The sequence below is a fragment of the Paraburkholderia terrae genome (genome assembly GCF_002902925.1).
Taxonomy (GTDB): Bacteria; Pseudomonadota; Gammaproteobacteria; order Burkholderiales; family Burkholderiaceae; genus Paraburkholderia; species Paraburkholderia terrae.
This window is the reverse complement of record NZ_CP026111.1, coordinates 1181605-1208016: the sequence shown is the minus strand read 5'-3', so window position 1 is coordinate 1208016 and position 26412 is coordinate 1181605. Positions and strand designations below refer to the sequence as shown.

23 protein-coding genes are annotated in these 26412 nt (G+C 63.3%); 14 read left to right on the top strand and 9 right to left on the bottom strand.

Going from position 1 to position 26412, the window contains the following annotated elements; all coding sequences use genetic code 11:
* Window positions 1-38 precede the first annotated feature (38 nt).
* From C2L65_RS05405 to C2L65_RS05390, 4 genes are all read left to right on the top strand, one after another.
* The gene (locus tag C2L65_RS05405; RefSeq protein WP_427910154.1) at window positions 39-917 is read left to right on the top strand and encodes an ABC transporter permease; all 879 of its coding nucleotides are present in this window, start codon (window positions 39-41) and stop codon (window positions 915-917) included.
* Window positions 914-1966, top strand: a complete 1053-nt coding sequence (locus C2L65_RS05400) for an ABC transporter ATP-binding protein (RefSeq protein ID WP_042314617.1) — start codon at window positions 914-916, stop codon at window positions 1964-1966. Before C2L65_RS05405 ends, C2L65_RS05400 begins: the two co-directional genes overlap by 4 nt.
* Window positions 1967-2779: 813 nt before the next feature.
* Window positions 2780-3607: a phosphodiesterase gene (locus tag C2L65_RS05395; protein ID WP_042311381.1), complete on the top strand. Its 828-nt coding sequence runs from the start codon at window positions 2780-2782 to the stop codon at window positions 3605-3607.
* A gap of 97 nt (window positions 3608-3704) precedes the next feature.
* The gene (locus tag C2L65_RS05390; protein ID WP_042311380.1) at window positions 3705-4919 is read left to right on the top strand and encodes an MFS transporter; all 1215 of its coding nucleotides are present in this window, start codon (window positions 3705-3707) and stop codon (window positions 4917-4919) included.
* 30 nt (window positions 4920-4949) lie between these two features.
* Here C2L65_RS05390 and C2L65_RS05385 read toward each other — a convergent pair whose 3' ends face one another.
* The 5 genes from C2L65_RS05385 to C2L65_RS05365 all read right to left on the bottom strand — a co-directional run bounded on the left by C2L65_RS05385 (window position 4950) and on the right by C2L65_RS05365 (window position 7228).
* The gene (locus tag C2L65_RS05385) at window positions 4950-5381 is read right to left on the bottom strand and encodes a response regulator (protein WP_042311379.1); all 432 of its coding nucleotides are present in this window, start codon (window positions 5379-5381) and stop codon (window positions 4950-4952) included.
* Window positions 5382-5415: 34 nt separating this feature from the next.
* Entirely contained in the window at window positions 5416-6060 is a 645-nt protein-coding gene (locus C2L65_RS05380) for a response regulator (protein ID WP_042311378.1), read from the bottom strand.
* Window positions 6061-6163: 103 nt separating this feature from the next.
* Window positions 6164-6709, bottom strand: a complete 546-nt coding sequence (locus C2L65_RS05375) for a ferritin-like domain-containing protein (RefSeq protein WP_042311377.1) — start codon at window positions 6707-6709, stop codon at window positions 6164-6166.
* A 92-nt stretch (window positions 6710-6801) separates the two neighbouring features.
* Window positions 6802-6963, bottom strand: a complete 162-nt coding sequence (locus tag C2L65_RS05370; RefSeq protein ID WP_012400904.1) for a DUF1328 domain-containing protein — start codon at window positions 6961-6963, stop codon at window positions 6802-6804.
* Between the two features lie 88 nt (window positions 6964-7051).
* Window positions 7052-7228, bottom strand: a complete 177-nt coding sequence (locus tag C2L65_RS05365) for a DUF1328 domain-containing protein (RefSeq protein ID WP_007585549.1) — start codon at window positions 7226-7228, stop codon at window positions 7052-7054.
* A 217-nt stretch (window positions 7229-7445) separates the two neighbouring features.
* Between C2L65_RS05365 and C2L65_RS05360 the strand changes: the two genes are divergently transcribed.
* On the top strand, window positions 7446-8963 hold the full coding sequence (locus C2L65_RS05360; RefSeq protein ID WP_042311376.1) for a sensor histidine kinase: 1518 nt from the start codon (window positions 7446-7448) through the stop codon (window positions 8961-8963).
* 230 nt (window positions 8964-9193) lie between these two features.
* Complete coding sequence (locus tag C2L65_RS05355) at window positions 9194-9331, top strand: entericidin A/B family lipoprotein (protein ID WP_042311375.1); 138 nt, start codon at window positions 9194-9196, stop codon at window positions 9329-9331.
* Between the two features lie 202 nt (window positions 9332-9533).
* Here the strand turns inward: C2L65_RS05355 and C2L65_RS05350 are convergent, their stop codons facing one another.
* A complete protein-coding gene (locus C2L65_RS05350; RefSeq protein ID WP_042311374.1) occupies window positions 9534-10322 on the bottom strand; it encodes a DUF4397 domain-containing protein in 789 nt (262 codons plus the stop codon).
* Window positions 10323-10688: 366 nt separating this feature from the next.
* Between C2L65_RS05350 and C2L65_RS05345 the strand changes: the two genes are divergently transcribed.
* Complete coding sequence (locus tag C2L65_RS05345; protein WP_042311373.1) at window positions 10689-12728, top strand: NADPH-dependent 2,4-dienoyl-CoA reductase; 2040 nt, start codon at window positions 10689-10691, stop codon at window positions 12726-12728.
* 14 nt (window positions 12729-12742) lie between these two features.
* Here C2L65_RS05345 and C2L65_RS05340 read toward each other — a convergent pair whose 3' ends face one another.
* Together C2L65_RS05340 and C2L65_RS05335 are read right to left on the bottom strand one after the other, a co-directional pair.
* Complete coding sequence (locus C2L65_RS05340; RefSeq protein ID WP_174485079.1) at window positions 12743-13672, bottom strand: EamA family transporter; 930 nt, start codon at window positions 13670-13672, stop codon at window positions 12743-12745.
* A gap of 346 nt (window positions 13673-14018) precedes the next feature.
* Entirely contained in the window at window positions 14019-14459 is a 441-nt protein-coding gene (locus tag C2L65_RS05335; RefSeq protein WP_042311370.1) for a hypothetical protein, read from the bottom strand.
* A gap of 543 nt (window positions 14460-15002) precedes the next feature.
* On the opposite strand from C2L65_RS05335, the gene thiC reads away from it, so the two are divergent.
* From thiC to C2L65_RS05310, 5 genes are all read left to right on the top strand, one after another.
* Window positions 15003-16934, top strand: coding sequence for a phosphomethylpyrimidine synthase ThiC (gene thiC, locus C2L65_RS05330; RefSeq protein ID WP_042311369.1), 1932 nt, complete (start codon window positions 15003-15005; stop codon window positions 16932-16934).
* 949 nt (window positions 16935-17883) lie between these two features.
* Window positions 17884-18096 (top strand): glycine zipper 2TM domain-containing protein, encoded by a 213-nt coding sequence (locus tag C2L65_RS05325; RefSeq protein WP_042311349.1) that lies wholly within the window; start codon window positions 17884-17886, stop codon window positions 18094-18096.
* Window positions 18097-18417: 321 nt separating this feature from the next.
* Window positions 18418-19035, top strand: a complete 618-nt coding sequence (locus C2L65_RS05320; RefSeq protein WP_042311347.1) for a hypothetical protein — start codon at window positions 18418-18420, stop codon at window positions 19033-19035.
* A 352-nt stretch (window positions 19036-19387) separates the two neighbouring features.
* Window positions 19388-20986 carry an L-lactate permease gene (locus C2L65_RS05315; protein WP_042311344.1) on the top strand — a complete coding sequence of 533 codons (1599 nt, stop codon included), beginning with the start codon at window positions 19388-19390 and terminating at the stop codon, window positions 20984-20986.
* A 129-nt stretch (window positions 20987-21115) separates the two neighbouring features.
* Window positions 21116-22090: a DMT family transporter gene (locus C2L65_RS05310; RefSeq protein ID WP_042311342.1), complete on the top strand. Its 975-nt coding sequence runs from the start codon at window positions 21116-21118 to the stop codon at window positions 22088-22090.
* Between the two features lie 769 nt (window positions 22091-22859).
* Here the strand turns inward: C2L65_RS05310 and bamC are convergent.
* Complete coding sequence (gene bamC / locus C2L65_RS05305) at window positions 22860-24083, bottom strand: NlpB/DapX family lipoprotein (RefSeq protein ID WP_042311338.1); 1224 nt, start codon at window positions 24081-24083, stop codon at window positions 22860-22862.
* Window positions 24084-24571: 488 nt separating this feature from the next.
* On the opposite strand from bamC, the gene C2L65_RS05300 reads away from it, so the two are divergent.
* Entirely contained in the window at window positions 24572-25051 is a 480-nt protein-coding gene (locus C2L65_RS05300) for a DUF2844 domain-containing protein (RefSeq protein ID WP_042311336.1), read from the top strand.
* An 11-nt stretch (window positions 25052-25062) separates the two neighbouring features.
* Window positions 25063-26379 (top strand): DUF3443 domain-containing protein, encoded by a 1317-nt coding sequence (locus tag C2L65_RS05295; RefSeq protein WP_042311335.1) that lies wholly within the window; start codon window positions 25063-25065, stop codon window positions 26377-26379.
* Window positions 26380-26412 lie beyond the last annotated feature (33 nt).

Genomic DNA, 26412 nt, shown 5'->3' with positions numbered 1-26412 from the left:
GCATGAATTCCGTTGCTCAAACCACGAACGCGCCTCAGATGCAGCACAAGCGCGCGTTCGCCCTGCCCTCGTCGCGCACGTGGCTCGCGGCGGGCCAATGGCTCGTTACGTTGCTGCTGTGTGCGTTTCTGATCGTGCCCGTCGTGATGTCGATACTCGCGGGCCTCACGGTGAACTATTTTCAGGGCATCGCGAGCGGTCTCACGTTGCGTTGGCTCGGCGAAGTGTGGACGCAGTATCACGCGTCCGTGTTCCTCTCGCTCGAAATCGCGCTCGCGACGCTCGTCATCACACTACTGACGGGCGTGCCCGCTGGCTACGTGCTCGCGCGCAGCGAGTCGCGGGTCTCGCGCATCATCGAAGAATTTCTCGTGCTGCCGATCGCCTTGCCCGGGCTCGCGTCCGCGCTCGCGCTGCTCGTCGTGTATGGCGGCTTCACGATGTTCCGCATGAGTGTCGCGTTCATCGTCGTCGGGCATGTGGTGTTCACGCTGCCGTTCATGGTGCGCGCGGTCGCCGCCGTGTGCGCGAGCGCCGGACTGCGTACGCTCGAAGAAGGCGCCGCGAGCCTGGGCGCGAGCTTCTTTCAGCGTTTCATCACGATCGTGCTGCCGAACGTGCGGCCTGGCATCGTGGCGGGCGCGCTGGCTGTCGTTACGCTGTCGATCGGCGAATTCAATCTCACGTGGATGCTGCACACGCCCGAAACGAAGACGCTGCCCGTGGGTCTCGCCGATACCTATGCTTCGCTGCGCATCGAGATCGGCAGTGCTTACACCATTCTCTTTTTCATCATGACGATGCCGCTGCTCGTCGCGATGCAATGGCTCGGCGTCGATGCGACGGGTCAGCGCAACACGCGGCAGAAGAAGACACGCGCCATCGATACGACCTCATCCGCAGAAGACCAGCCATGAAACTCGCTTCCATTCCCATCACTCTGACGCGCTGCGCAAAGACGTTTCGCGGCACGCGCGTGCTCGAGCCGCTCGATCTGTCGATTGGCGCGGGCGAAACGCTGGTGCTGCTCGGGCCGTCGGGTTGCGGCAAGACGACGACATTGCGCATGATTGCCGGCCTCGAACAGCCGGACGCGGGCGGGCGCGTTGCATTTGGCGACGAGGACGTCACGACGTTGCCCATCGAGAAACGCCAGGTCGGCATGGTGTTCCAGAGTTACGCGCTGTTTCCGAACCTGACCGTGCGCGGCAACATCAACTATGGGCTGAAAATCAAGCGCGTGGATGTGGACGTGGCGCGGCAGCGCGTCGACGAGTTGCTCTCGATGATGCGGCTCACCGATCACGCCGACAAACCCATCGATCAGCTTTCCGGCGGCCAGCGGCAGCGTGTCGCATTGGCACGGGCGCTTGCGCCGCAGCCGCGGGTGCTGTTGCTCGACGAGCCGCTGACGGCGCTCGATGCGCGTCTGCGCGACACGTTGCGCGGGGAGATGAATGCGCTGCTGCGCGAGCTTGGGATTACGACGGTTTATGTGACGCACGATCAGGGTGAGGCGATGGAGCTGGGCGACCGTATCGTGGTGATGAGCGCGGGGCGCATTGAGCAGATCGGCACGCCGCGGGATATCTATTATCGGCCGGCTAACCGGAATGTTGCGCAGTTTGTTGGGACTATTAATCGCGTGGCGGGGCAGGCGCGGGATGGGTTGCTTGCCACGACGGGTGGCGCTATTCCTTTGCCGCTGACGCATGCTACTCGGGTTATGCCTCACGGTGATGAGGTGTTTTTTCGGCCTGAAGACGCGTGGCTTGCTGATCTTGCTGATGCGCAGTTGCGCGGGACCGTCGATGCTGCGGCGTTTCTGGGTGAGCGCACGCGGCTCACTATTCGCGATGCGGCGCCTGATCTGATTGTTGTTGATGTGCCTGGGAGAGTTGAACTTGCTCGTGGCACGGTTGTTGGGGTTTCTGTCGCTAAGGATGCTTTGATTGCGTTATCGTAGGTTTTTGGGTTTGGTTTGGTTTGGTTCGGTTCGGTTTGGGTTTTCGCTGGCATCCGCGATTTGTTAGCGTGCTTCAGGCGTCGCCCCTGTGCGGGGCGGCACCTACTTTTCTTTGCCGCCGCAAAGAAAAGTAGGCAAAAGAAAGCGGCTCACACCGCCAGCTCGTGTGTTTGCCTGAGGGCCCCCAACCGGTCCTACGCTTCACACGGCAGTGCCCTGGTTGGTGCTCGTTGCCAACGCTTCGAACGAACGCCTCACCCGCTTCGAATACCCGTACTCGGGCAAGCGGCAGCGAATGGTATATGCCGCCCAGGTGGCAAACTGTGTGTAGGTTGTCGCGTCGTATAGCTCGGCGCTGTTACATCGAGGCGTGCGCTCTCGGTCCGAAGTGATGCGTGTGGAGTACAAGGGGCCGACACACAGTTTGCCACCTGGGCGGCCGTGGACTACCTGGCAAGGCGTGCTGCAACGCGGACATATGAAGCGGGTGAGGCGTACCGCAAGAGCGCTGGCAACGAACGTGGGTCACGTGGTTGCCGCGTGAAGTGTAAGAACCTCTGGGGGCCCTCAGGCAGGAACAAGAACTGGCGGTGTGAGCCGCTTTCTTTTGCCTACTTTTCTTTGCGGCGGCAAAGAAAAGTAGGTGCCGCCCCGCACAGGGGCGACGCCTGAAGCACGCTAACAAATCGCGGATGCCAGCGAAAACGCCAAAACACCGACCGGCAACGCCCGAAGCACGAGGACAAATCGCCAGCGAAAACCCAAGAACACCCTAACAGCGTCGCAGACACAAACAGCCAAACGAGGAACCCCATGTTAATAGCCCAGATCAGCGATCTGCACATCAAACGCCCGGGCGCGCTGGCCTACCGCCGCGTGGACACGGCGGCGTACCTGACGCGCTGCGTAGAGCGCCTGAATGCGCTCGTCCCAGCGCCAGACGCAATCATCATCACCGGCGATCTAGTCGACCAGGGCGAGCCCGAACAATACGTCCATCTGAAGTCCCTGCTAGCACCGCTAGAAATCCCGTACTACCTGCTAGTAGGCAACCACGACGACCGCGCCGCACTGCGCGCCACCTTCAACGACCGCAAAGAACTCCACACCAACGACAAGTTCATCCAATACACAGTCGACATAGGCCCACTCCACCTGATCGCACTCGACTCAATGGTCCCCGGCCAAAGCGCCGGCCTGCTCTGCGACACGCGCCTCGCCTGGCTCGAAGAGCAACTAAAAACGGCCCACGACAAACCCGTGATCGTCGCGCTGCATCATCCGCCATTCGTGTCGGGCATCGGCCACATGGACGCGCTGCGGCTCGAACCGACCTCAGCAAAAAAACTCGCGACGCTCATCGCACGTCATTCGAACGTAGAACGCGTGATCTGCGGCCATGTACATCGCCCGATGTTCGTCCGCTTCGGCGGCACAATCGCATCGGCGGTGCCCGCGCCCGCGCATCAAGTGGCGCTCGATCTGCGCGACGACGCGCCATCGGCCTTCATGATGGAGCCGCCCGCATTCGCGCTACACCGCTACGACAGCGTGAACGGGCTCATCACGCATCACGCGTATGTCGATGCAGCCGACGGCCCCTATCCATTCTATGAACCCGAAGGATCGTTGATCGACTGAGCCCGCGCCGGGCGTGCCATCCAGCACAATCCGCCCCACTCCGGTATCATCGGCACGCTCGACTCTCTCCCGCCGGCGCCTCGCCGGCCGCCGCGTCATGTCCACACCCGCCTCCGACCACGCCGCAACCGACCGATCGCTGAGCGGCCTTCTGCTACTGCTCGCGACGATCGCCGGCGTCTCCGTCGCGAACATCTACTACAACCAGCCGCTGCTCGACGACTTCCGTCTGTCGTTTCCGCAAAGCGCATCGTGGATCGGCGTGGTGCCGACGATGACCCAGCTCGGCTACGCGGCAGGCATGCTGCTGCTCGCGCCGCTCGGCGACCGCTTCGACCGTCGCAGGCTGATCCTGCTGCAGATCGCCGCCCTGTGCGTCGCGCTGCTGTTCGCGGCCGCCGCGCCGAATCTGTCGGTGCTCGTGGTCGCGAGTCTCGCGATCGGCATTCTCGCGACAATCGCGCAGCAGGCCGTGCCGTTCGCCGCCGAACTCGCGCCGCCGTCGCAACGCGGCCATGCCGTCGGCACAGTAATGAGCGGACTGCTGCTCGGCATTCTGCTCGCGCGCACGGCAGCCGGCTTCGTCGGCCAGTACCTTGGCTGGCGCGCGGTATTCGGCGCATCGATCGTTGCGCTGCTGGTGCTTGCCGCCGTCATCATCGCGCGGCTGCCGCGCAGCAAGCCGACCTCGACGCTTGCCTACGGACAGCTGCTCGGCTCGATGTGGCATCTCACCGTCGAACTGCGCGGCCTGCGCGAAGCGTCAATGACGGGCGCCGCGCTGTTCGCCGCGTTCAGCCTGTTCTGGTCGACGCTCGCGCTGTTGCTGGCGGGCGCGCCGTTTCACTATGGGCCGCAGGCGGCAGGTCTGTTCGGTATCGTCGGCGCGGCGGGCGCAATGGCGGCGCCGCTCGCGGGCAAGTTCGCCGACAAGCGCGGGCCGCGCGCCATCGTCTCGCTGTCAATCGCGCTGGCGGCGCTGTCGTTCGTCGTGTTCGCGCTGTCGGGCACGAGCCTCATTGGCCTCGTGATCGGCGTGATCGTGCTCGACGTCGGTGTGCAGGCCGCGCAGATCTCCAACCAGTCGCGCATCTATGCGCTGAAGCCCGAAGCGCGCAGCCGCGTGAACACGGTGTTCATGGTCTGCTATTTCATCGGTGGCGCGGTCGGGTCGGGCGTCGGCGCGTTCGTGTGGCCGCTGTTCGGTTGGGTCGGCGTGAGTATCGCCGGTCTGCTGTTTACCGCGCTTGCCGGGTTCAATCATCTGCGCGGACGTCCTGAGCCGCTGGCGGCTTCGGGCGCGACGGAGTGATGGCGAACTGATGTCGCCGCGCCGAAACTGCTATCGCTCTTCCAGCCGCCCCTGCGCATAGTCGTGCAGCGCGTCGATCACGCGATCGAACTCGAACGACTTGTCATAGAAATGCCGCACGCCGTATTGCTGGCAGCGCTCGCGGTACGCGGGCAGCGCATGGTTGGTCAGCACGGCGGCGAACGTCGATTCGATCAGCCCTTCCTTCTGCATATACGCAAGCACAGCCACGCTCGATCCACCCTTCAACTGCAGATCGACGATCACGGCATCGAACGCTTCGCCATCCAGCAGCGCGATCGCCTCGTCGGCGGACTCGGCCTGTGCTGCCACCTGCATGACGCCCGACGCATCGATCGCTTCGACGATGCTGCGCCGGATCAGCGGCGAATCCTCGATCAAGAGCACACGCAACGGCGCGCGGCCGGAATCGGTGTGTGCAGTGATGGAGTCGGCGTTCATCGGTTGCGTTCCATGCTCGCGGGGAATCACAGGTTCATTCGATCAGGCCGTTCTTGATCGCGTAGTACGTCATGTCTGCGTTGTTCGTCATGTGCATCTTTTCCAGCACGCGCGCGCGATACGTGCTGACCGTCTTCACCGACAGATGCAGTTCGCCGGCGATGTCGGTCGGAATCTGCCCTGACGCGAGCTTGCAGAAGATCTGGAACTCGCGCTCCGACAACTGTTCATGCGGATGCGTCGCAGCGGGCTTGTCGAGACTGTTTGCGAGCGTATCGGCAACGGCCTCCGACAGATAACGATGCCCGCGCGCGACCGAACGAATCGCGCGCACGATCTCGTCGGGCTCGCAGTCCTTGTTCAGATAGCCGTTCGCGCCCGCGCGCAACAGGTTGATCGCGTACTGGCTCTCCGGATAGCCCGACAGGATCAGCACGCCCTGCTCTGGCCGCATCTGCCGGATCACGCGCAACGTGTCGATGCCGTTCTTGTCGGGCATCGCGATATCGAGCAGCACGACATCGAAAGGCTCGCCGTCCGGCTGCTCGCGCACGAGGCGGATGGTCTCGTCGCCCGTCGATGCTTCCGCCGCGACGCACATGTCCGGCTCGTCAGCGACGAACTGTCTGAACCCGCCCCGGACGATCGCGTGATCGTCCGCTATCAGCACTCGAATCATGGATGTGGTTTACCGCAGTGCAAGTGCATTTTCTTCATAGCCTGCAAAGAAGGCCGCGGCGAGCGCGCCGCCCATCGCATTCGCGCCCAGCGACCCTTCCCCCTCACTCGCGACCCGACAACAGATCGGCCATATCGTCCGCGTGCTCTTCCTCGACGGCCAGAATCTCTTCGAAAATCCGGCGCGTCGTGACGTCGCTGTCGCCGAGATAGCGGATGATCTCGCGATAGGTATCGATCGCAATGCGCTCCGCGACCAGGTTCTCGCGAATCATGTCGGTCAGGTTCTTGCCCTCCTTGTATTCCGAGTGCGAGCGCTTCGACAGGCTGTCCGGCGCGAAGTCCGGCTCGCCGCCCAGTTGCACGATGCGCGCAGCGAGCGTGTCGGCATGGCCCTGCTCTTCGTTCGCATGCTCGAGAAACTCCTGCGCGACGGCTTCCGAATTGATGCCCTTCGCCATGAAGTAGTGGCGCTTGTAGCGCAGCACGCAGACGAGTTCCGTCGCGAGCGAGCCGTTGAGCAGCTTGAGCACGGTCTCGCGGTCCGCGCCATAGGTCTGCGTGACGGGACCATCGTCCATATCCTTGCGGGCCTGTTCACGAATGCGCTTGAGGTCCATCACGAATTCGCCTTTCGTTGCGTTCGACATTGACTGACTCCTAGTTCCGGTATTGTGGGAAATGCACACGCGGCCGCCGTCTGTCATATGCGGCGGCGCAGCGTGCGCCATGCGGGCTTGCGCTAGGTTCGGAACACGCCAAGCAGCAGCGTGACGACGAACACCACCAGGAAGATGTAGAACAGAATCTTCGCTATTTCGGCGGCGCCGGCGGCAATGCCGGTGAAGCCGAACACAGCGGCGATGATCGCGATCACGAAGAACACGAGTGCGTAATGCAGCATGACAACGCTCCTTCCTGTTTAAGCGATGAATGGCGGCGGACCCGTTCAGGCGGCCCGCGCTTTGTCCTGAGTTGCCTCTCCAGCTTCGCTAATCGACGATCTTCTTCGTGATGACGAAGCCGAGCACGAGGAACACGACACACAGGATCAGGAACACCACGAACAGGAACTTCGCGATAGCCGCAGCACCTGCCGCGACCCCTGTGAATCCGAGCAGCCCCGCGATCACGGCAATCACGGCGAAGAACAACGCCCACTTGAGCATGATGGCAACCTCCCTTGGCTAATGTGGCTGAATGGTCGCTATGGATTCCTAGCACTCATCGTACGGAGCAGTTTGCGTACCCGCATTCGGGCGCGCGCTGTTTTTCATGTGGGAATCCGCCGACACCCGCTTTCGGCGAGGCCTCTGGCGGCCCGTCGCGACGCTCGTGCGAACGCAAACGCGCCGCGCGACGCTACACTGTCGATGACTTCATCGCATGGAGACGGCAGTGTCAGACGGCGCGGAAGCGGGACTCACCACCAGGCTGACGGACTGGATGCATCAGCGCAGCTGGGCCATCGCGATGACGGTCGCGATCGTCATCACGTGCGGGGGTCTCGTCATTCTGGAAACGGCGCGCCAACGCATCGCGTCGGAATACGAAGCGGCGCTCGAAGCACGCAACGCGAGCGTGCAGCTCAGCGATCTCGCCGGGCAACTCGCGCAGTTGCAATCGCATGAAAGCCGCTTTCTTCTGACGAGGGACGATGCCGACGCGCGCAGCTATTGCGCGCGCGCCGCCGACATCCGCCGCGGCATCCGTTCGCTCGACACGTACTTCAAACGCGCCGCCGACAGCGCGGAACTGTCCAGCTTCACGCAGATCGCCGCGCTGATCGGCGCGCGCATCGGCAGCGGCGCGCATGCGTTGCAGCAGGCCGCGCCGCATCCACTCGATCTCGCCGCATGCGGCGGCGCAGCGGCAAACAGCAACGTCGATGGGTCGCTCGTGACAAGCACGCTGTCTTTGCTGCGCGACAACGAAGAGCGCCGCGCGCAGCGCGCGCTCGACGCTAGCCGCGCCGACCAGCGCGTCTCCACATTGGTCGCGGCGGGTCTGTCCGCGCTCAACATCGTGTTGTTCATTCTGCTGTTCCGCAATCTCGGCATTCAGCTCGACAGCCAGGCGCGCGTGCAAAAACAATTGATCACGCAGCAGGAAGAACTCGATCAACTGGTCAACGAGCGCACGCGGCAACTCGAAGCGCTTGGCTGGCACTTGCAGGCCGTCAGCGAGAACGAAAAGACCCAACTGGCGCGCGAACTGCACGACGAACTCGGTGCGATTCTCACGGCGAGCAAGATGGACGTCGCATGGGCGCGGCGCAAGCTTCAGGACGCCGACCCCGCGATCGCCGAGAAATTGACGCGCGCGCTCGAGACGCTCGATCAGGGCATCGCGCTCAAGCGGCGCATCATCGAGGACATGCGGCCGACCGTGCTCGCGAATTTCGGCCTCGTCACCGCGCTGCGCACGCTCGCCGACGAAGCCGCGCAGCGCAACGGCTGGGCGCTCGACCTGCACCTGCCCGACGACGAACTGCAACTCGACGAGCAAACCGAGATCGCGCTGTTTCGCGTCGCGCAGGAGTCGCTGACCAACGCAGCGAAGTACGCACGCGCGACGCAGGTCACGATCGATGTGGGCACGGGCCATGGCGAGGTGTCGCTGCATATCGCCGACAACGGCGTCGGTATCATGCCCGCCGACCTGACGCGCACGCATACGCATGGGCTGATGGGCATGCGTCAACGCGTAGCAGCGCGCGGCGGACGCTTCGACATCCGGCGCGGCGAGCTGCACGGCACCGACATACGCGTCGTGCTGCCCGTGCCGACCGTCGGCGTGGCGAAGGAAGACAGTCCGGGCGTCGATCAGATCGTTGAGGAAGCACCGAGGCGCGTTCCGGACGACACCAACGCCCAAGGCCACGCGCCCGTCGAACGCCTTTGATGTCCGCGTAGGATTGCGCCGACACAAAAATCGTGGCGCCTCTGACAGCGTCGCGGCCGTGCGTCTCTTACCATGGAATCAGACCGGATCGGCTGGCGCGACGCCCCGGTCGGACGACAGGGCGCGCACACCGGGCGATGTCGAACGCAACACCTGACCAGACCGGCGCGCGCGAATCGATCGAAGCATACGTCGAAGATTCCTGACTATTCCAGATAGGGAGAAAACTCATGAGACGACTCATCGCACTTCTGCTGCTCGCGGGCACGACACTGCTGGCCGCCTGCAATACGATGGCCGGCGCCGGCCAGGACATCTCCAAGGGCGGCAACGCGATCACCAATTCGGCCGAAAAGCATTCAGACTGATATCGCACCTGCCCGGTCGATTCAATCCGATCCGATTCATCCGTTACCACTCGCCGCCGCGTACCACGCGGCGGTTTTTTACGCCTGCGCTGTGCTGCGAACCTCACGGACTTCACGAGCAAGCGCGCAAAACAGAACGGCGGCCCATTCGCATGAGCCGCCGTGCCGTCCCCCTGCTACCTCAGGCCATGTCCTCGTTGTTTTATTGGCCGTTCAACGTGTTGGTCAACTCAAGCGCCGGTTGCGTGGTGTTGCCGCCCTGCGCGACGAGCAGGTGGATCTGGTTCGGCAGCAACTGACTGAGCACGCCGCCGATCGGTACCGACGTCACGAGCCAGTCCGCGTTGTTCGCGAGATCGAACGAACTCGACTGGAAGATCGGCGTCTTGCTGCCCGCCGTCGTCGCGATCAGCACATACGTGCCGCCCGATACGTAGACCGAATCCTGGCCGCTCGCGGGCACCGCGTTCTTGAAGGACACGCCTGCCAGCGTCGGACTGGCGTTTGTGATGTTCGTGTTGTTCGCGGGCACCAGATACAGGTCGAGGTTGGACGCGTTCAGCGATGCATTGAAGCCCCGCAAGCGCGCGCTGTTCGACAGCAGACCCTTGTCGAACGGATCGTCGATCAGACCGATGTCGGCGCCCGACGATCCCGGCACCGCGATCACCGTATACTCGTGGCCCTTCGCGACATCGGGGAAGGTGCCGCTCGCCAACGCCGTCGTGGTCCCCGTCGCTGCATACGCAACCGACGTCTGTCCCGTGTTGATGTTCGCGAAGTTCGTCACGTTCTTGTACGAGATGTTCTTCTGCAACGCGCCGCCGTTGACGAGAAAGTCGACAGCGGGGCCGCTTGGAATCGCATGCACGAAATGGATCAACGGATTCTGCAACCCGAGTTCTTTGCCGACGTCGTTCGAACCTCCACCGCACGCCGACACTAGCGCGGCCGCTCCGATGAGCGCCGCCATGGTCCTGATAACCTTCATTTGCCACCTCTCCCTGATTGGGCTCGAGCCCGTTGATCTGCGGCTTGCCGCCTGCGCAATCGCGTCCGTTCGTCGTCGACGTTATGTGTCGTTATTCGCCGCACGGCTGCAACTGCGCGTCCGTCATGGCGACGCGCCTTTCATATGTCCACGAGGTCGGCCAGCGCTTTGAGGATCGACTTGCCCGCATCGATTGGACGATTGCGGACAGCAATCGCCGTGCCGCGATGTTCATTACCAACGGCAGGCGAATAAAACAGCTGCCAGAACTCGAGGTTTGGAGGCGATTAGAATTTTCCCTCGGAGGTTTTACGAGGAGCGCGCGTGTATCGTTCGAGCGCGTCCCAACTTTACATGGTGCCTTGCATGTCTTACCCGCGGCTCTTGTCCGAACTCGATCTGGGCTTCACGCGCCTGCGTAACCGCGTCGTGATGGGTTCGATGCATACGGGCATGGAGGACCGCTTCTGGAATTACCCGAAGCTCGCCGCGTACTTTCGTGAGCGCGCCAAAGGCGGCGCGGGCCTCATCATCACGGGCGGCATCTCGCCAAATCGCGAAGGCTGGCTGCTGCCGTTCGGCGGCACGCTGAACTCCGTCTTCGATCTGCACAATCACCGCAAGCTCACCCGGGCCGTCCACGAAGAAGGCGGCAAGATCGCGCTGCAGATCCTGCATGCGGGGCGCTACGGTTATCAGCCATTGGTCGTATCGGCGTCCGCGCTGAAGTCGCCCATTTCGATGTTCAAGCCACGTGCGTTGACGCTGGCCGGCATCGCGCGAACCGTGCGCGCGTACGCCCGTTGCGCGCGGCTCGCGCAACGCGCCGGCTACGACGGCGTCGAGATCATGGGCAGTGAAGGCTATCTGCTGAACCAGTTTTTGTGTCCGCGCACGAACCGGCGCGACGATGCCTATGGCGGCAGTCTGGAAAACCGGATGCGCCTCGCGCGCGAAGTCGTGCAAGCCGTGCGCGCGGCGTGCGGCGAGCGTTTCATCGTCATGTACCGGCTGTCGCTGATCGATCTCGTCGAAGGCGGCAATACGTGGGATGAAACCGTGCAGATCGCAAAAGCGCTCGAAGCCGCGGGCGTCACGATTTTCAACACGGGCATCGGCTGGCATGAGGCGCGCGTGCCGACCATCGTCACGTCCGTGCCGCGCGCCGCGTTCGCGCCGTTGGCGGCCCGCCTGAAGGCGGCCGTCGGCGTACCCGTGATCGTGTCGAACCGCATCAATACGCCGGAGGTCGCCGAAGACCTGCTCGCGCAAGGCGCGGGCGACCTGGTGTCGATGGCGCGGCCGCTGCTCGCCGACCCCGAGTTCGTCGTGAAAGCAGCCGAAGGACGCGCGGATGAAATCAACACGTGTATCGCGTGCAACCAGGCGTGTCTCGATCACACGTTTCAGAATAAACGCGCGACCTGTCTCGTCAATCCGCGCGCGGGGCGCGAGACGGAACTCGTCTACCGCCCGCTCGCTTCGCATCAGCCGCCGCGCGCCGTGGCCGTGGTCGGCGCGGGACCGGCGGGATTGTCGGCGGCAACCGTGGCGGCCGCGCGCGGCCATCGCGTGACGCTGTTCGATGCGGCTGCAACTATCGGCGGCCAGTTCAATCTCGCGATGCGCGTGCCCGGCAAGGAAGAGTTCAGCGAGACGATCCGCTATTTCGGCAGTCAGTTGCGCAGGCACGGCGTCGACGTGCGCCTGGGCACGCGCGTCGATCCGGCGCTGCTGGCGGCTTCCGCGTTCGACGACGTGATCGTCGCCACGGGCATCGTGCCGCGCCGCCCCGCGATTGCCGGTATCGACGGGCCGAATGTGCTGTCGTATGTCGACGTGCTGCGCGGCGCGCAGGTCGGGCGGCGCGTCGCCGTGATTGGCGCGGGCGGCATCGGCTTCGACGTCAGCGAATTCCTGCTGCATCCGGCGGACGAGCCGCTGCCGCTATCGCGCGAAAGCTGGGCGGACGAATGGGGCGTCGATCTATCCGTCAGCGGGCGCGGCGGCCTCAGAGCGCCGCGCGCCTGCGCGCCCGTGCGAGAGATCTGGTTGTTGCAGCGCAAGGCCGGCAAGCTCGGCGCGGGCCTCGGCAAGACGTCGGGATGGGTGCATCGCGCGGCGCTCGCGCGCAACCAGGTGCAGATGCTCGATGGCGTGACGTATCGGCAGATCACGGAGCGCGGGATGCTGATCGAGCGTGAGGGCAGCGAGCAGTGGCTCGATGTCGATACGATTGTGGTGTGCGCGGGACAGGAGTCGTTGCGCGATCTCTACCCTGCTACGCCCGACTCATCCACTGTGGATGGGCCGCGCTTTCATGTGATCGGCGGAGCGTCAGTGGCGACGGAACTCGACGCGAAACGCGCGATTCGCGAAGGCGCGGAACTGGCCGCGCGGTTGTAGCCGCCGTTGTAGCTTTATGCGCTAGCGTCTTTCAAGCCACGCCGCCGGTAATCGAACCAGAACGACAACCCGACGCTCGCCAGAATCACACCCGTCGCGACGACCGTCGCGCGCGTCACCGGCTCGCCGAGCAGCAGCGCGCCCAGCGCGACCGCGACCACCGGGTTCACATACATGCAACTGCTGGCAATGATTGGGCTCGTGTGCCGGATCAGAAAGCCATACGCGACATACGCGGCCATCGTGCCGATCAGCATCAGATACAGGAACGCGACGACGGGCAGGAAGTGAATGTCCATCATCCGCTCGCCCGAGACCCACGCAACCATCGTCGACATCGCGCCGCCGAGGCCGATCTGCAGCGACGTCGACAGAAACAGATCTGACGGCAGCTTGAGGCGCGACGCCAGATGCGCCCCGCCCGCCCAGAACAGCGCGCCGCATAGAATGGCGAGACTGCCGCCCGCCGAGCCCGAGCTCTGGTCGCCGTGACTGAGAATCGCGATGCCGACCAGCCCGAGCCCGACCGCGAACCATTCACCCCTGCCGATCTTGCGCCCCGCGATCGCCGCGATGACCGTGGCGAACAGCGGCACGGTCGCGACCATCACGGCCGCCGTGCCCGTGCCGACGGTGCGCATCCCGTACGCGAGCATCCCGCTCGACAGTCCAACGAGCATCGTGCCGACCATCCCGGCATTGCGGATTTCCGTGAGCGGCGGCCATGCGGGTTTGCGGCGCATCGCGAAGATGAACAGTCCGACACCCGCGAAGAAGTTGCGCAGCCCCGACATCAGCAGCGGCGGAAACGAGCCGAGCGCGACGTGTACGGCCAGATAGGTCGAGCCCCAGACGATATAGACGACGCCGAGCGCGAGCGCGATCTGCCCGCCATGAGATTGCGGAAGGCGAAACGGGAAACGGTCGGGTAAATTCAGCGCCACGTCGAGCCCGCCCGTGCCGGCGATTGCGCCGCGGCCCCGCTGAACACCCACGAACGGGACGGCAGGCGCCGCATCGGCGACGCGGCAGGAAGGGCAAAGCGGGCGGGCATGGCAGTAGAGCGGATGTCGAACGGCAAGGGAAGCACCAGGTCAATGGTGCGAATTGATGGCCTACGCGATGCAGAATGCAACAACAGCAGCCAACGGGCGCGAATCGCTCGCGCCGCCGAGCATTATGCAATATCTGGGCAATCCTCCGGCAAGAGAATCGTAACTTTCGTTGTAAGCGGGATGAAACATCGAGCGCGGGTAGGAATCGCGCGCCGCCTGCCTGGATTCGCCACGGTCAGTCGTAGCTCACCAGCACCGTCACGGCACGTTCCGTTGGCGTGCCGCCCGCACGGCCCACGCTGTACTCCGCGCGCGCTGCCAGCGTGACGCGATTCGCGTTGTCTGTGAATCGCGTTTTCAGCGTATGCGGCGCGGCGACGCCCGCGTCCGTATTGACGAGCACCGCGATATGCGCTGCCGGCGAGGTATCCGGTGCGGGCGTGAACGTCACATCGATCGTCGATTCATTCTTCACGCCCAATTTTTCAGTGTGGAATCCTTGATAATTGTCCAAAACGTAACTCGCGATATCGTACGGCGACGCGACGATCGTCCCCTTGAACGTGATGGTCCCTCCCGGCCCAAACGACGCTGCTGCAAGCGCCATCGGCGACCAGAGCGTTGCCGCAACGACACTTGCGGCTACCGCACCGAGCGCCCGACTCGATGTTTTCATTGCACGATCCTTTCAAACTGATTTTGTTTAGGCTGACTGATCAATCGTCCGCCTTGATGGCTGTATCGGCGTGGATCGGGCCAACTTGAATAGAGCCGGTGAATGTTTGCCCGGGGACAAAAAAACCTTGCTCCCCAGCATTGATGAGAAAACAACCTGAATGGGGTGCATGCCGCACGCCGGCGATGCAATCGCAAGGAAAGCCGATGTAGCGCGGCTTTCCCGCCGCACAAATCGCGCGAGACGCCCGCGCATTCCGCCAATTTCAAGACAAGTTGCCAAACCCGGCCCGGCCAGGTTATCGTGTGCGCTGCTAACGCGGGGGTCCTGCGTTGTGCGTCGCCTGAAAGACACCGGGCACCGCATGGCGTGGGTGAGAAATACCCTTTGAACCTGATCTGGATAATGCCAGCGCAGGGAAGCGTTCGGGCTCGCCGCTTCACCTGCCGTACCGTTTCACCTCCTCGCGCGAACCCGGTCTACTTCCCCTTCGTCTCGTTCTCCTGCGTAGCTGTAACGCCCCACATTTGCATGGAGAGACGCATGAACGCCAACCCGAAATTCATTTCCGCGAACGCCCACGTCGACGAAGCCGCCGTCGCGCCGCTGCCGAACTCGCGCAAGGTCTACGTGACCGGCTCGCAACCCGATATCCGCGTGCCGATGCGCGAAATCACGCAATCGGATACGCCGACGGGCTTCGGCGGCGAGAAGAATCCGCCCATCTACGTGTACGACACGTCGGGCCCGTACACCGATCCCGACGCGAAAATCGACATCCGCGCGGGCCTGCCCGCGCTGCGTCAAGGCTGGATCGAAGCACGCGGCGACACGGAATCGCTGGACGGTCTGTCGAGCGATTACGGCCGCGAGCGCGCCGCCGATCCCGCCACCGCGCAACTGCGTTTTCCCGGCCTGCATCGCACGCCGCGCCGCGCGCAGCCTGGCAGGAACGTGTCGCAGATGCACTACGCGAAGCAAGGGATCATCACGCCGGAAATGGAATACATCGCGATTCGCGAGAACCAGCGCCGCGCCGAGTATCTGGAGAGCCTGAAGACGAGCGGCCCGACGGGCGAGAAGCTCGCCGCGATGATGGGCCGCCAGCATCCCGGCCAGGCGTTCGGCGCCAGCGCGTTCGGCCCGAACGGACTGACGGAGATCACGCCCGAATTCGTGCGCGAGGAAATCGCGCGCGGCCGCGCGATCATCCCGGCGAACATCAATCACCCGGAAAGCGAGCCGATGATCATCGGCCGCAACTTCCTCGTAAAGGTCAACGCGAACATCGGCAATTCGGCTGTGACGTCGTCGATCGGCGAGGAAGTCGACAAGATGACGTGGGCGATCCGCTGGGGCGGCGACACGGTGATGGATCTTTCCACGGGCAAGCACATTCATGAGACGCGTGAATGGATCATCCGCAATTCGCCCGTACCGATCGGCACGGTGCCGATCTATCAGGCGCTCGAAAAGGTCAACGGCAAAGCCGAGGACCTGACGTGGGAAATCTTCCGCGACACGCTCATCGAACAAGCCGAACAGGGCGTCGACTACTTCACGATCCATGCGGGCGTGCGCCTGCAGTACGTGCCGCTCACCGCCAACCGGATGACGGGCATCGTGTCGCGCGGCGGCTCGATCATGGCGAAATGGTGTCTCGCGCATCACAAGGAAAGCTTCCTGTACGAGCACTTCGAAGACATCTGCGAAATCATGAAGGCCTACGACGTGAGCTTCTCGCTCGGCGACGGCCTGCGCCCGGGCTCGATCTACGACGCGAACGACGAAGCGCAGCTCGGCGAGTTGAAGACGCTCGGCGAACTCACGCAGATCGCGTGGAAGCACGACGTGCAGGTGATGATCGAAGGTCCGGGCCATGTGCCGATGCAGCTCATCAAGGAGAACATGGACCTGCAACTGGAATGGTGCGACGAAGCGCCGTTCTACACGCTCGGGCCGCTGACGACGGACATCGCGCCCGGCTACGACCACATCACGTCGGGCATCGGCGCGGCGATGATCGGCTGGTTCGGCACGGCGATGCTCTGCTACGTGACGCCGAAGGAGCACCTGGGCCTGCCGAACAAGGACGACGTGAAGACGGGCATCATCACCTACAAGCTCGCCGCCCACGCCGCCGATCTGGCGAAGGGCCATCCCGGCGCGCAGGTGCGCGACAACGCGTTGAGCAAGGCACGCTTCGAGTTCCGCTGGGAAGACCAGTTCAATATCGGCCTCGATCCCGACAAGGCGCGCGAGTTCCATGACGAAACCTTGCCGAAGGACTCGGCGAAGGTCGCGCACTTCTGTTCGATGTGCGGCCCGCACTTCTGCTCGATGAAGATCACGCAGGACGTGCGCGACTACGCGGCGAAGGAAGGCATGAGCGACACTGAGGCGCTGAAGAAAGGCATGGAAGTGAAGGCCGTCGAGTTCATCAAGAACGGCGCGGAGATTTATCAACGGCAGTGACGCGCATTGGTGCGCGCGGGTGGTTTTGGGCTTTCCTGGCAGGGCGCTGGCTGTGGTGGCAGTGCTCTGGCTGTGCTCTGGCTGTACTGGCATCCGCGATTTGTTAGCTTGCTTCAGGCGTCGCCCCTGTGCGGGGCGGCACCTACTTTTCTTTGCCGCCGCAAAGAAAAGTAGGCAAAAGAAAGCGGCTCACACCGCCAGTTCTTGTGTTTGCCTGAGGGCCCCCAAAGGGTCTTACGCTTCACACGGCAACCACGTGACCCGCGTTCGTTGCCAGCGCTCTTGCGGTGCGCCTCACCCGCTTCACACACCCGCGTTTCAGCATGCCTTGCCAGATAGTCCACCGCCGCCCAGGTGGCAAACTGTGTGTAGGCCGTAGTACCGCACACGCATCACTCCGGAACGATAGCGCACGCGTTCCACCCTGTAAGAGCGCCACGCTGTACGACGCGACAACCTACACACAGTTTGCCACCTGGGCGGCACATACCATTCGCCGCCGCTTGCCCGCGCAAATGCATTCGAAGCGGGTGAGGCGTTTATTCAAAGCGTTGGCAACACGCGCCAACAGAGCCGTTGCCGTGTGAAGCGTAAGACCCTTTGGGGGCCCTCAGGCAGGAACAAGAATTGGCGGTGTGAGCCGCTTTCTTTTGCCTACTTTTCTTTGCGGCGGCAAAGAAAAGTAGGTGCCGCCCCGCACAGGGGCGACGCTTGAAGCACGCTAACGAATCGCGGATGCCAGCGAAAGCGAAAGCGAAAGCGAAAGCGAATGCGACAGCAAAAACCAACCCCGAAACCAAAAACCACCCCCGAAACATTTGATTACGAAACCGACACTTTACTGACAAGCCCATACAAACAGAAACGGCACCCGGCGATACCATCGAATCACCAGATCGGGACCGCGATTTGCGAGTCCCGTCGATACGAACATCAGGGAGACGTAATCATGAAAACCTTCCATCGAATCGGTGCGCTGGCTACGGTCGTGGCCGTGTTGGCAAGTCTCTCCGCATGCGACGGCATGACCACGCGGCAGCGCGATACGGCCATCGGCGCGGGCGTGGGCGGCGCAGCGGGCGCGGCGATCGGCGGCAACGCGCTGTCGACGCTGGGTGGCGCGGCCGTCGGCGGCGTGATCGGCAACCAGGTCGGCAAGTGACGTAGCGCGAACCATTGAATGAAGTGCGAGCGCGCTCATATCGAGCGATTCGCACGGAAGATGAAATACGACAAATCGCCGTCGAAGGCGATGCAGGCAAACGGCTTCGAATCCCGCGCCGGCGAAGTTGCGGGCGCGGGAATTTAAAGCCGAAGGGAGATGGGCAAAGTCCGGCGCGCACGTACGCGCCGGACATGTCCTTTCGTTGATCGTGCATGAAACACGCCGTTACCACTTTGTGACGTGTACGATGAAATGCTGACGTAAGCTCAATGGATAAGCGCGCTATCAATGGGCGCTGGAGATCATCAGGAGCACGTCATGAAACCGCTCGATGCAACGATGCGCGCCGCCAGCGCCGTTGCAGCGCTGGCACTGTCGGGCGTGCTGTCCGGCTGCTACTACTATGCGCCGTACGGCTACTATCCCGGCTACGGGTACTATCCCGCCTACCCCGCTTACCCCACCGTGCCGACGGCGGCAACGCAGCAAGAGATGCCCGTCGGACCTGGCTATCCGGCCGGCGATCCCGCACAAGCCTACGCGCAGGCGCAATTCTCGATGCCCGGCGATAGCGCGTCTTATCCGGCCGCCCAAGCCTATGACGCTGCACCCGCTTACGCCGCGCCTGCCTATTACCCTGTCGCGTATCCCGCCTATCCGTACGGTTATCCCTACTACGGCTGGCCTGGCTGGTGGGGACCGTCGATCTCGCTGAGCTTCGGCTACTGGGGCGGTTGCTGCGGCGGCCACTATGGCTACTGGGGGCATCACGGCTATTGGGGCGGCCATGGCTACTGGGGCGGCAACGGACACGGTTACTGGGGCGGCGGCCACGGCAACTGGAACGGTGGTCACGCTGGCTGGGGCGGCGGACATGGCGGCTGGGGTGGCGGCGGCAACAGCTGGGCTAGCGGCGGCCACGGGCGCTCGCACTGAGCCGTATCGAATGCGGCACGCGTCGAAGTACGCGCGCCCCGTTCCGCGGACACCAACGAACGCTAACGATACGCCAACGAACGCTAACGATACGCCAACGAAACCCCACGCTACGATTCAGCACCCACTTCTATTCCCGCAACAACCTTCTTCGTTTTCCCTGCTTGACTGAAATCGCCAGCGCTCTATGCTGGCGGTTGCTTGTGCAACATCTGTTTAATTGCGTGATCCGACGTCGCGCGTTCCCCAGCTTCCCCACTCCGCGCTACGCCGCTTTCATCCGTCCAGCCCTGCCGTTTCGCCGCGTAGGTGCAGTCCTCGCGTCGAATCGAATAACAATGATGGAGACGTGATGTTCCACCAGTTTCTGACTCCTATCGGCAACTCGCTGTTGCCATCGTTCCTCGTTGCTGCGTTGCCCATTCTCGTCGTGCTCGTGCTGCTCGGCTGGGCGCGTCGCCCGGCGTGGCAGGCTTCGCTGGCTGGTCTCGTCGTCGGATTGCTGATTGCGATCGTCGGCTGGCACTTTCCCGTCGGACTCGCGCTCGATTCCGTCGCGGCGGGCGCGGTGTTCGCCTGCTGGCCCGTGATGTGGATCGTCGTCACTGCGATCCTGCTCTACAACATCGCGCAGTACTCGGGCCGCTTCGCCGCCTTCCGCATGTGGATGATCGACAATCTGCCGAACGACCGGCGCATCGTGCTGGTCGTGATCGGCTTTTCGTTCGGCGCGCTGTTCGAAGGCATTTCGGGCTTCGGCACGCCGATCGCGATCACCAGTTCGCTGCTGATCCTGCTCGGCTTCCCGCCGCTCGAAGCGCTGACCTTCACGCTGATCTTCAACACGGCGCCCGTCGCGTTCGGCGCATTGGGCGTGCCGATCACGGTACTCGGCGCGGTCACCCACCTGCCCGTCGATTCCCTCGCCAAAATGGTCGGCCGCCAGTTGCCGTTCTTCGCGCTGCTGCTGCCGTTCTACGTGATCGGCGTGTACGCGGGCTTTCGCAACATGCTGCGCGTATGGCCCGTGCTGCTGGTGGCGGGCGGCAGTTTCGCGCTGACGCAGTTCGTCACGTCGAACTTTATCAACTACAGCCTGACGGACGTGCTGTCTTCACTGGTTTCGCTGATCCTGACAATTGCCTTCCTGCGCGTCTGGCGCCCCGCCGCCGATCCCGCGTTCGCCATCAATGTCGATCGCGTGAACGAGACGCGCGGCAAGATCACGGGCGCGCAGGGGTGGTATCCATGGCTGATCGTGTCGGCTGTCGTCATCATCTGGACGATCGCGAAGATCTTCATGATCGGCGACGTGAAAGTGCCGTGGCCGGGTCTCGACAAGGCTGTCTTCATCACGCTTTACAACGCGCCGTATGGCGCGATCTGGGACTTCCAGCCGCTCGCGACAGGCACCGCAATTCTCGTCGCGGCGCTCATCACGGCGTTCGTCGTCAAGCTGAAACCCGGTGACTTCGGCCGCGCGATCGTCGATACATGGGTGCAGACGCGCATCGCCATCCTGACGGTGGCGACCATCGTCGGCCTCGCGTACCTGATGAACTATTCGGGCATGAACTACACGCTGGGTCTCGGCGTGGCGTCCGTGGGCGCGTTCTTCCCGCTGGTGTCGGCGTTCCTCGGCTGGGTCGCCGTGTTCCTGTCGGGCAGCGACACGTCGGGCAACGCACTGTTCGGCAACCTGCAGGTGGTTGCAGCGAATCAGCTGAACCTGAACCCGGTGCTGATGGCCGCGACCAACTCGTCGGGCGGCGTGATGGGCAAGATGATCTCGCCGCAAAACATTGCCACAGGCGTCGCCACGACCGATCTCAAGGGTAAGGAAGGCTTCGTGTTCGCGAAGACGTTCAAGCATTCGATCCTGCTGACCGTCCTGCTCGGCATTCTCGTGTGGCTGCAGCAGAACGTGCTGCAATGGATGATTCCGCATTGACGCCTGGGCGTTGCCAGAGCGGGCGCCGCGCACGCGCGCCCGCCTGATAGCGTCAATCCTGACAGGCGGATTGTCGATTCTTGCTGTTTCATCTCATCGTGAAACGACGCGCGTAATCCCGGTGTTAGCATGCGTACGCATCGCGACTCAACTGCGCGCGACACCTTCACGATGAATCCAGTCAACATCCTCCAGCTTCTCATCCTCGCGGCCCTCTGGGGCGCGTCGTTCCTGTTCATTCGCGTTGGCGTGAGCGACTTCGGGGTCGCGCCGCTGATGGCGCTACGTGTCGGCATCGGCGCGCTGTTTCTGCTGGTCGTGCTCGTCGCGCGGCGTCCGTTGCGCGAGTCGGCGGCGACGTTGCGCACGCGCGCGCTGCCGTTGCTCGTGGTCGGCATACTCAATTCCGCCGCGCCGTTCTGTCTGTTCGCGTATGCGGAGATCACGCTGTCGGCGGGCGTCACCTCCGTGATCAACGCCACGACGCCGCTGTGGGGCGCGGTCGTCGCCTTCGTGTGGCTCAAGGACCGCCTGAGCGTGCTGCGTACTATCGGTCTCGCGATCGGTTTCGCGGGCGTGCTGATGCTCGTCTGGGATCAGATCGCCACGCCGAGCGGCACCAACATCTCGCCCGCCACGACGGCGCTCGCGGCGGCCGCCGCTCTCGGCGCGACGCTGCTGTACGGCATCGCGGCCAGCTACACGAAGAAGCATCTGACGGGCGTCGACGCGCTCACGGTCGCGACGGGCACGATGATCGGCGCGACGATCGTGGTATTGCCGCTGGCCGTGGCGACGTGGCCCGCGGTCGCCCCGTCCGTGAATGCATGGGGCTCGGTGATCGCGCTGGGCGTCGCGTGTACGGGCATCGCCTATATGCTGTTCTTCCATCTGATCGCCGTCGCCGGTCCCGCGCGCGCGATCACCGTGACGTTCGTGATCCCCATTTTCGGCATCCTGTGGGGTGCGCTGTTCCTCGGCGAACACGTGTCGATGGGCATGATCGAGGGCTGCGCAGTGATTCTTATCGGCACCGCGCTCGCAACGGGCGTAGTCAAACGCATTCCAGGCTTCGGCGGACGCGGCGTGAGCGAGCGTTGCTGATTCGCTGGCCTGCTCTTCGCTGCACTTCCTGGTAACGGCGGCGACTGCGGCAGTACAAAAGATGACCCGCGCTCCAACCATGAAGCGCGGGCGAAACCGCCGCCCTACGAGGATCGGCGACGGGGCCACCGAGACGGGCGCTGGCAGACGCCCGTCCATATCTGGCGATAAGCACATCGATCCGCAGCGGGCGCAAAGCCTGGGCAGGTGTGCGGTCGAACTTCCCGCAAATCCAGACTGCATCGGGCTTTGCGAGCTATTTCGTCAAGCTCGGGACAGTTGAGAGCAGCAAGCGCGCCAATCACGCGCGGCGCGCGTTGTTCACACAAGTGCTTGATTTGGTGTGGAGAATCGAAAGTGAGAGCGCTGCCGGCCGCCGGGTGTGGTGCGCGTTACGGCGTAACTTCACGTTACGCGCGGGCCGCGACGCGAGCGCGGCCCAGCGTGGATCATGTTCAAGGGGAGTTTGCGGAGTCCGTGAAGTCCGCGGCGCGCTGCGCGAAACTTCGAAGGTTCGAACGACAGCGCCGCACATCACCGCGAGCACGATCAGGCTCGCAACCCACATCCAGTACGGCATGACGTCGAACATGGCCGGTCTCCTTTTCATGTTGGCCTGATCGACGTCCGAGCAAGACGCATGCACGTGCGCTTCGCTTCGACTGGAAGAAGCTGTCGGGCAAAATGCGACGCCATAAAAAAAGCCCGCGTGACGATGTCCGTCACGCGGGCTTTTTGCGTGGCCGCGCGAGGCGCGCGGCCATCAGCGTCAATGCAACTGATCAACCATCAGCGACATGATCTGCTTTGCTTGCGGCGACGAATCGACGTCGCCCTTGTCGTCGACGACGGCAACACGCGTCTGGTTCGGCGTCACCGCGCGCACGTTCACGCGATACTGCTTGGCGACCTTTTCCTTGCGGCCGTGGAACACCTGGCTCCAGAAGCCCTGCTCGGCCGACGTCATGTCCTTCGGATCGACATAGCGGACAAAGTAGATGCCGCGCGTGAGATCGCGGTCGTCGACGGTGAAATTGCTGCGGTCGAGCGCGAGACCGACGCGCAGCCACGCGCGGTCATACGGCTCGCCCAGCGTCAGTTCCGTCGACGAGAACTGCGCCGACGTATCCGCCGACGAAGGATCCCGCACGGGCGTTTGTCCGGCCAGCGCGACGTTCTGCGCAGCCGTTGCGGCCGCCGCCGATTTCGCGCCGCCCGCCGCCGCGTTAGGCGGCGTTTGCGAGCCGGCCGGCGAGACATCTGCCGCCGCGTTTGCCGTACGCGTGCCCGTGTCGTTCTTGGCGAGCGTCGCCATCAGGCGCTTCAGGTATTCGGTTTCGAGCGCGGGATCATTCGGCTTCGGTTCCCACTTGCTCGTATCGTTGTTCGCGCCGCTGAGTGCTTCGCGCAGGCCCTTCTGGCTGATGAACACATAGGTGCCGCCGTTCGGCGCCGCTTCCAGACGCGTGCGGTACTTGTTGCGCTCAGCCGTCACGTACGAGTTGCCCATCGCCTTCGACAGCGTGCTGCGGATCAGGCCGTCGTTGATGGACGGATGCGTTTCGTTCCAGTCCGTCTCCATCACGCCCTTGTCGCGCTGGTCGACGACGAGCAGAAAGCCCTGTTCCTGCCAGAAACGGCGGATTTGCGGCCACGCCTTGTCCGGGCTCTGGTTGTCGAGCACGAGCCAGCTTTCCGTGCCGTCGCGCTGGATATGCATGCCGCTGACGGCGGGTGCGACCACTGCCGCGGTCGGCGCATCGCTTTGCACCTGCTGCAACGTGGACAGCGAGGTCTGACCGCTTTGCGGCGGCAGCGAACGCTGGTCTGCGGTTTCCTCGAGCATGTTCGGCGGAACAGCGAGTGACACTTCCTTCGATTTCGAGTCGCTCTTGTAGTCGATCTTGTTCGGCGACGACGTGCCGCAGCCGGCGACCAGACCGCCTGCCATCAGCAATGCTGCAAACCGCTTGGTGAGACGAAGTTCAGTCATGTTCCAGGAATCCTTCCTATAAGCCACGGAAGCCACGGCAAGTCCGTGGACTAACCCATCATTTTACCGGCCCGGCGACACGAAGTGCAAAAAGCGCGGCTTACCGCGCGTCATTTTGCTTTCAATCGAGGCCTGATTGACCCGTCCGCCTGCTGCGTCGGGTGTTCGAATTGCGAACTTCCGCGTCGGCCGCCCCCGCGCCGCAAAAAACCGCACGCATCATCTCACAATGAACCGGGACGTCTGCATTTTGGAGCGGTTTTTGGCTTGATATTTAACATTCCGACACAGTGTTTTGGGCAACGGAAACGCTCAATTGACTTGCTCTATGTCATTGATTCCCATGAACTAAATGTGCATGGTCGGGATGTCGCATTTTGAGACGCGCACGCGACGTTTCTGCGGTCGCAAATCTCATCTCAAAACCCTGGTGCTATCTTGAATTAACGATCTCAAAAAGAAACCCGAGGGTCCGAGGGAGTTGCCATATGTCATTCAACAATACTCATCCAGCGACCGCCATCGCCACATCCGTCGTGTTCGCGCTGTGCGCGAACACGCTCGCTGCCAGCGACGCGCGCGCCCAGCTCGGCGGCACGATGCCCGCGCCCCAGGTCACCGGCAACCCGACACAGCGCGTTTTGCCGGGCAGCGCGGTGCGGGTACGTTCGAGCGTCGATGCAGGTGGCACGACCATTAACGAGTACGCGACTGGCGACGGTTTGATCTTCGCCTACGCGTGGCAAGGCCCGACCATGCCGGACCTCACGCGAATGCTAGGCCCGTATGCGGAACGGTATCGCGCGAAGGCGGCGGAACAGTTCGACGCGACGGGACTTCTTCATGCATCGCGCGTCGAGCAAACGGACGTCATCGTTGAATCGGGTGGACAGATGCGCAGCTATGTCGGTCGAGCTTGGCTGCCGGCTGCCCTTCCAGCCGACGTTTCGCTTGCCGATCTGCGCTGACGGGATTTCCCATGAACAACGTATTGATGGGTGCAGTTCGCTTCGCGCAGGTCACGATCGTTACGCTCGTCACACTGACCACATTAGCGGGATGCGGCGGCGGTTCCAGCACGACGAACACCGCCGGCAATTCACCCCAGTCAACACCTGCTTCGCCAGGCGCAGCGGCCAGCAGCACACCATCGGCCAGCGCGCCCGCGCCCGCGAGCGCCCCCGTCGCGACGGTGCAGCAATCGACGATCCCCAACGTTCATCCCGTGGTCGTCACGTCGACGCCCACGCAGACCCGCAACATGCTCACGACGAGCGTGACGGTATGCGTGCCCGGCACGTCGAATTGCGTGACGATCGACAACGTGCAGGTCGATACGGGTTCGCAGGGCCTGCGCGTGCTCGCCTCACAATTGCCGGCGAGCCTCGAGCTGCCAGCCGTGCCCGCCACACCGCCTGCGGGCACGGCCAACACGCTCAACGGGGAATGCAGCGTGTTCGGCACGGGCTTTACCTGGGGCGCCGTACGCACAGCCGATGTCCGCATGGCCAGCCAGCTCGCGCCCGGCATCGCGATCCAGGTAATCGCCGACCCTTCCGTCCCGACGGTGCCGTCCGACTGCGCCGCTTCAGGCTTGCCGATGATGACGCCCAGCGCGCTGCGCGTGAACGGCATTCTCGGCGTCGGCCTGTTTTCCGCCGATTGCGGCGGCGGCTGTATCACGTCGGCCTTGCCTCGCTGGTACTACGCGTGCGACCCGACGGGCTCATGTACATCCACCAGGCAGCCCCTTGCTCAACAGGTGGCCAACCCCATCAGCCAGTTTGCGCTCGACAACAACGGCATCGTGCTCGACCTGCCCGCCGTGGGTCCGAACGGCGCGGCGACGTTGAATGGATCGATGATCTTCGGCATCGGCACGCAGGCCAACAACACGCTCGGCAACGCGACTGTGCTGAAGGCCAACACGACGAGTGGCTATGTGACAACCTCCCTCAACGGACAACCCTATTCACAAAGCTTTTTCGACAGCGGTTCAAACGGCCTGTTCTTCCCGAGCACGACGCTCGCGCGTTGCGGTTTCTGGTGGTGCCCCGCTTCGACGCAATCGCTGACGGCGACGGTGACGGGCACCAACGGTGCATCAGCTTCGCCGGCATTTTCGATTGCCAACGCGCAAACGCTGTTCGCCACCCAAAACTATGCGTTCAATAACCTTGGCGGCCCCTCGAACGCGTTCGACTGGGGGCTGCCGTTCTTCTTCGGACGGCGCGTCTACACCGCGATCGAATCGCGACTGACTTCCGCTGGCAAGGGACCGTTCTACGCGTTTTGAACCTGCCGCTCACGTGCGGTTGATGAGCGGTCG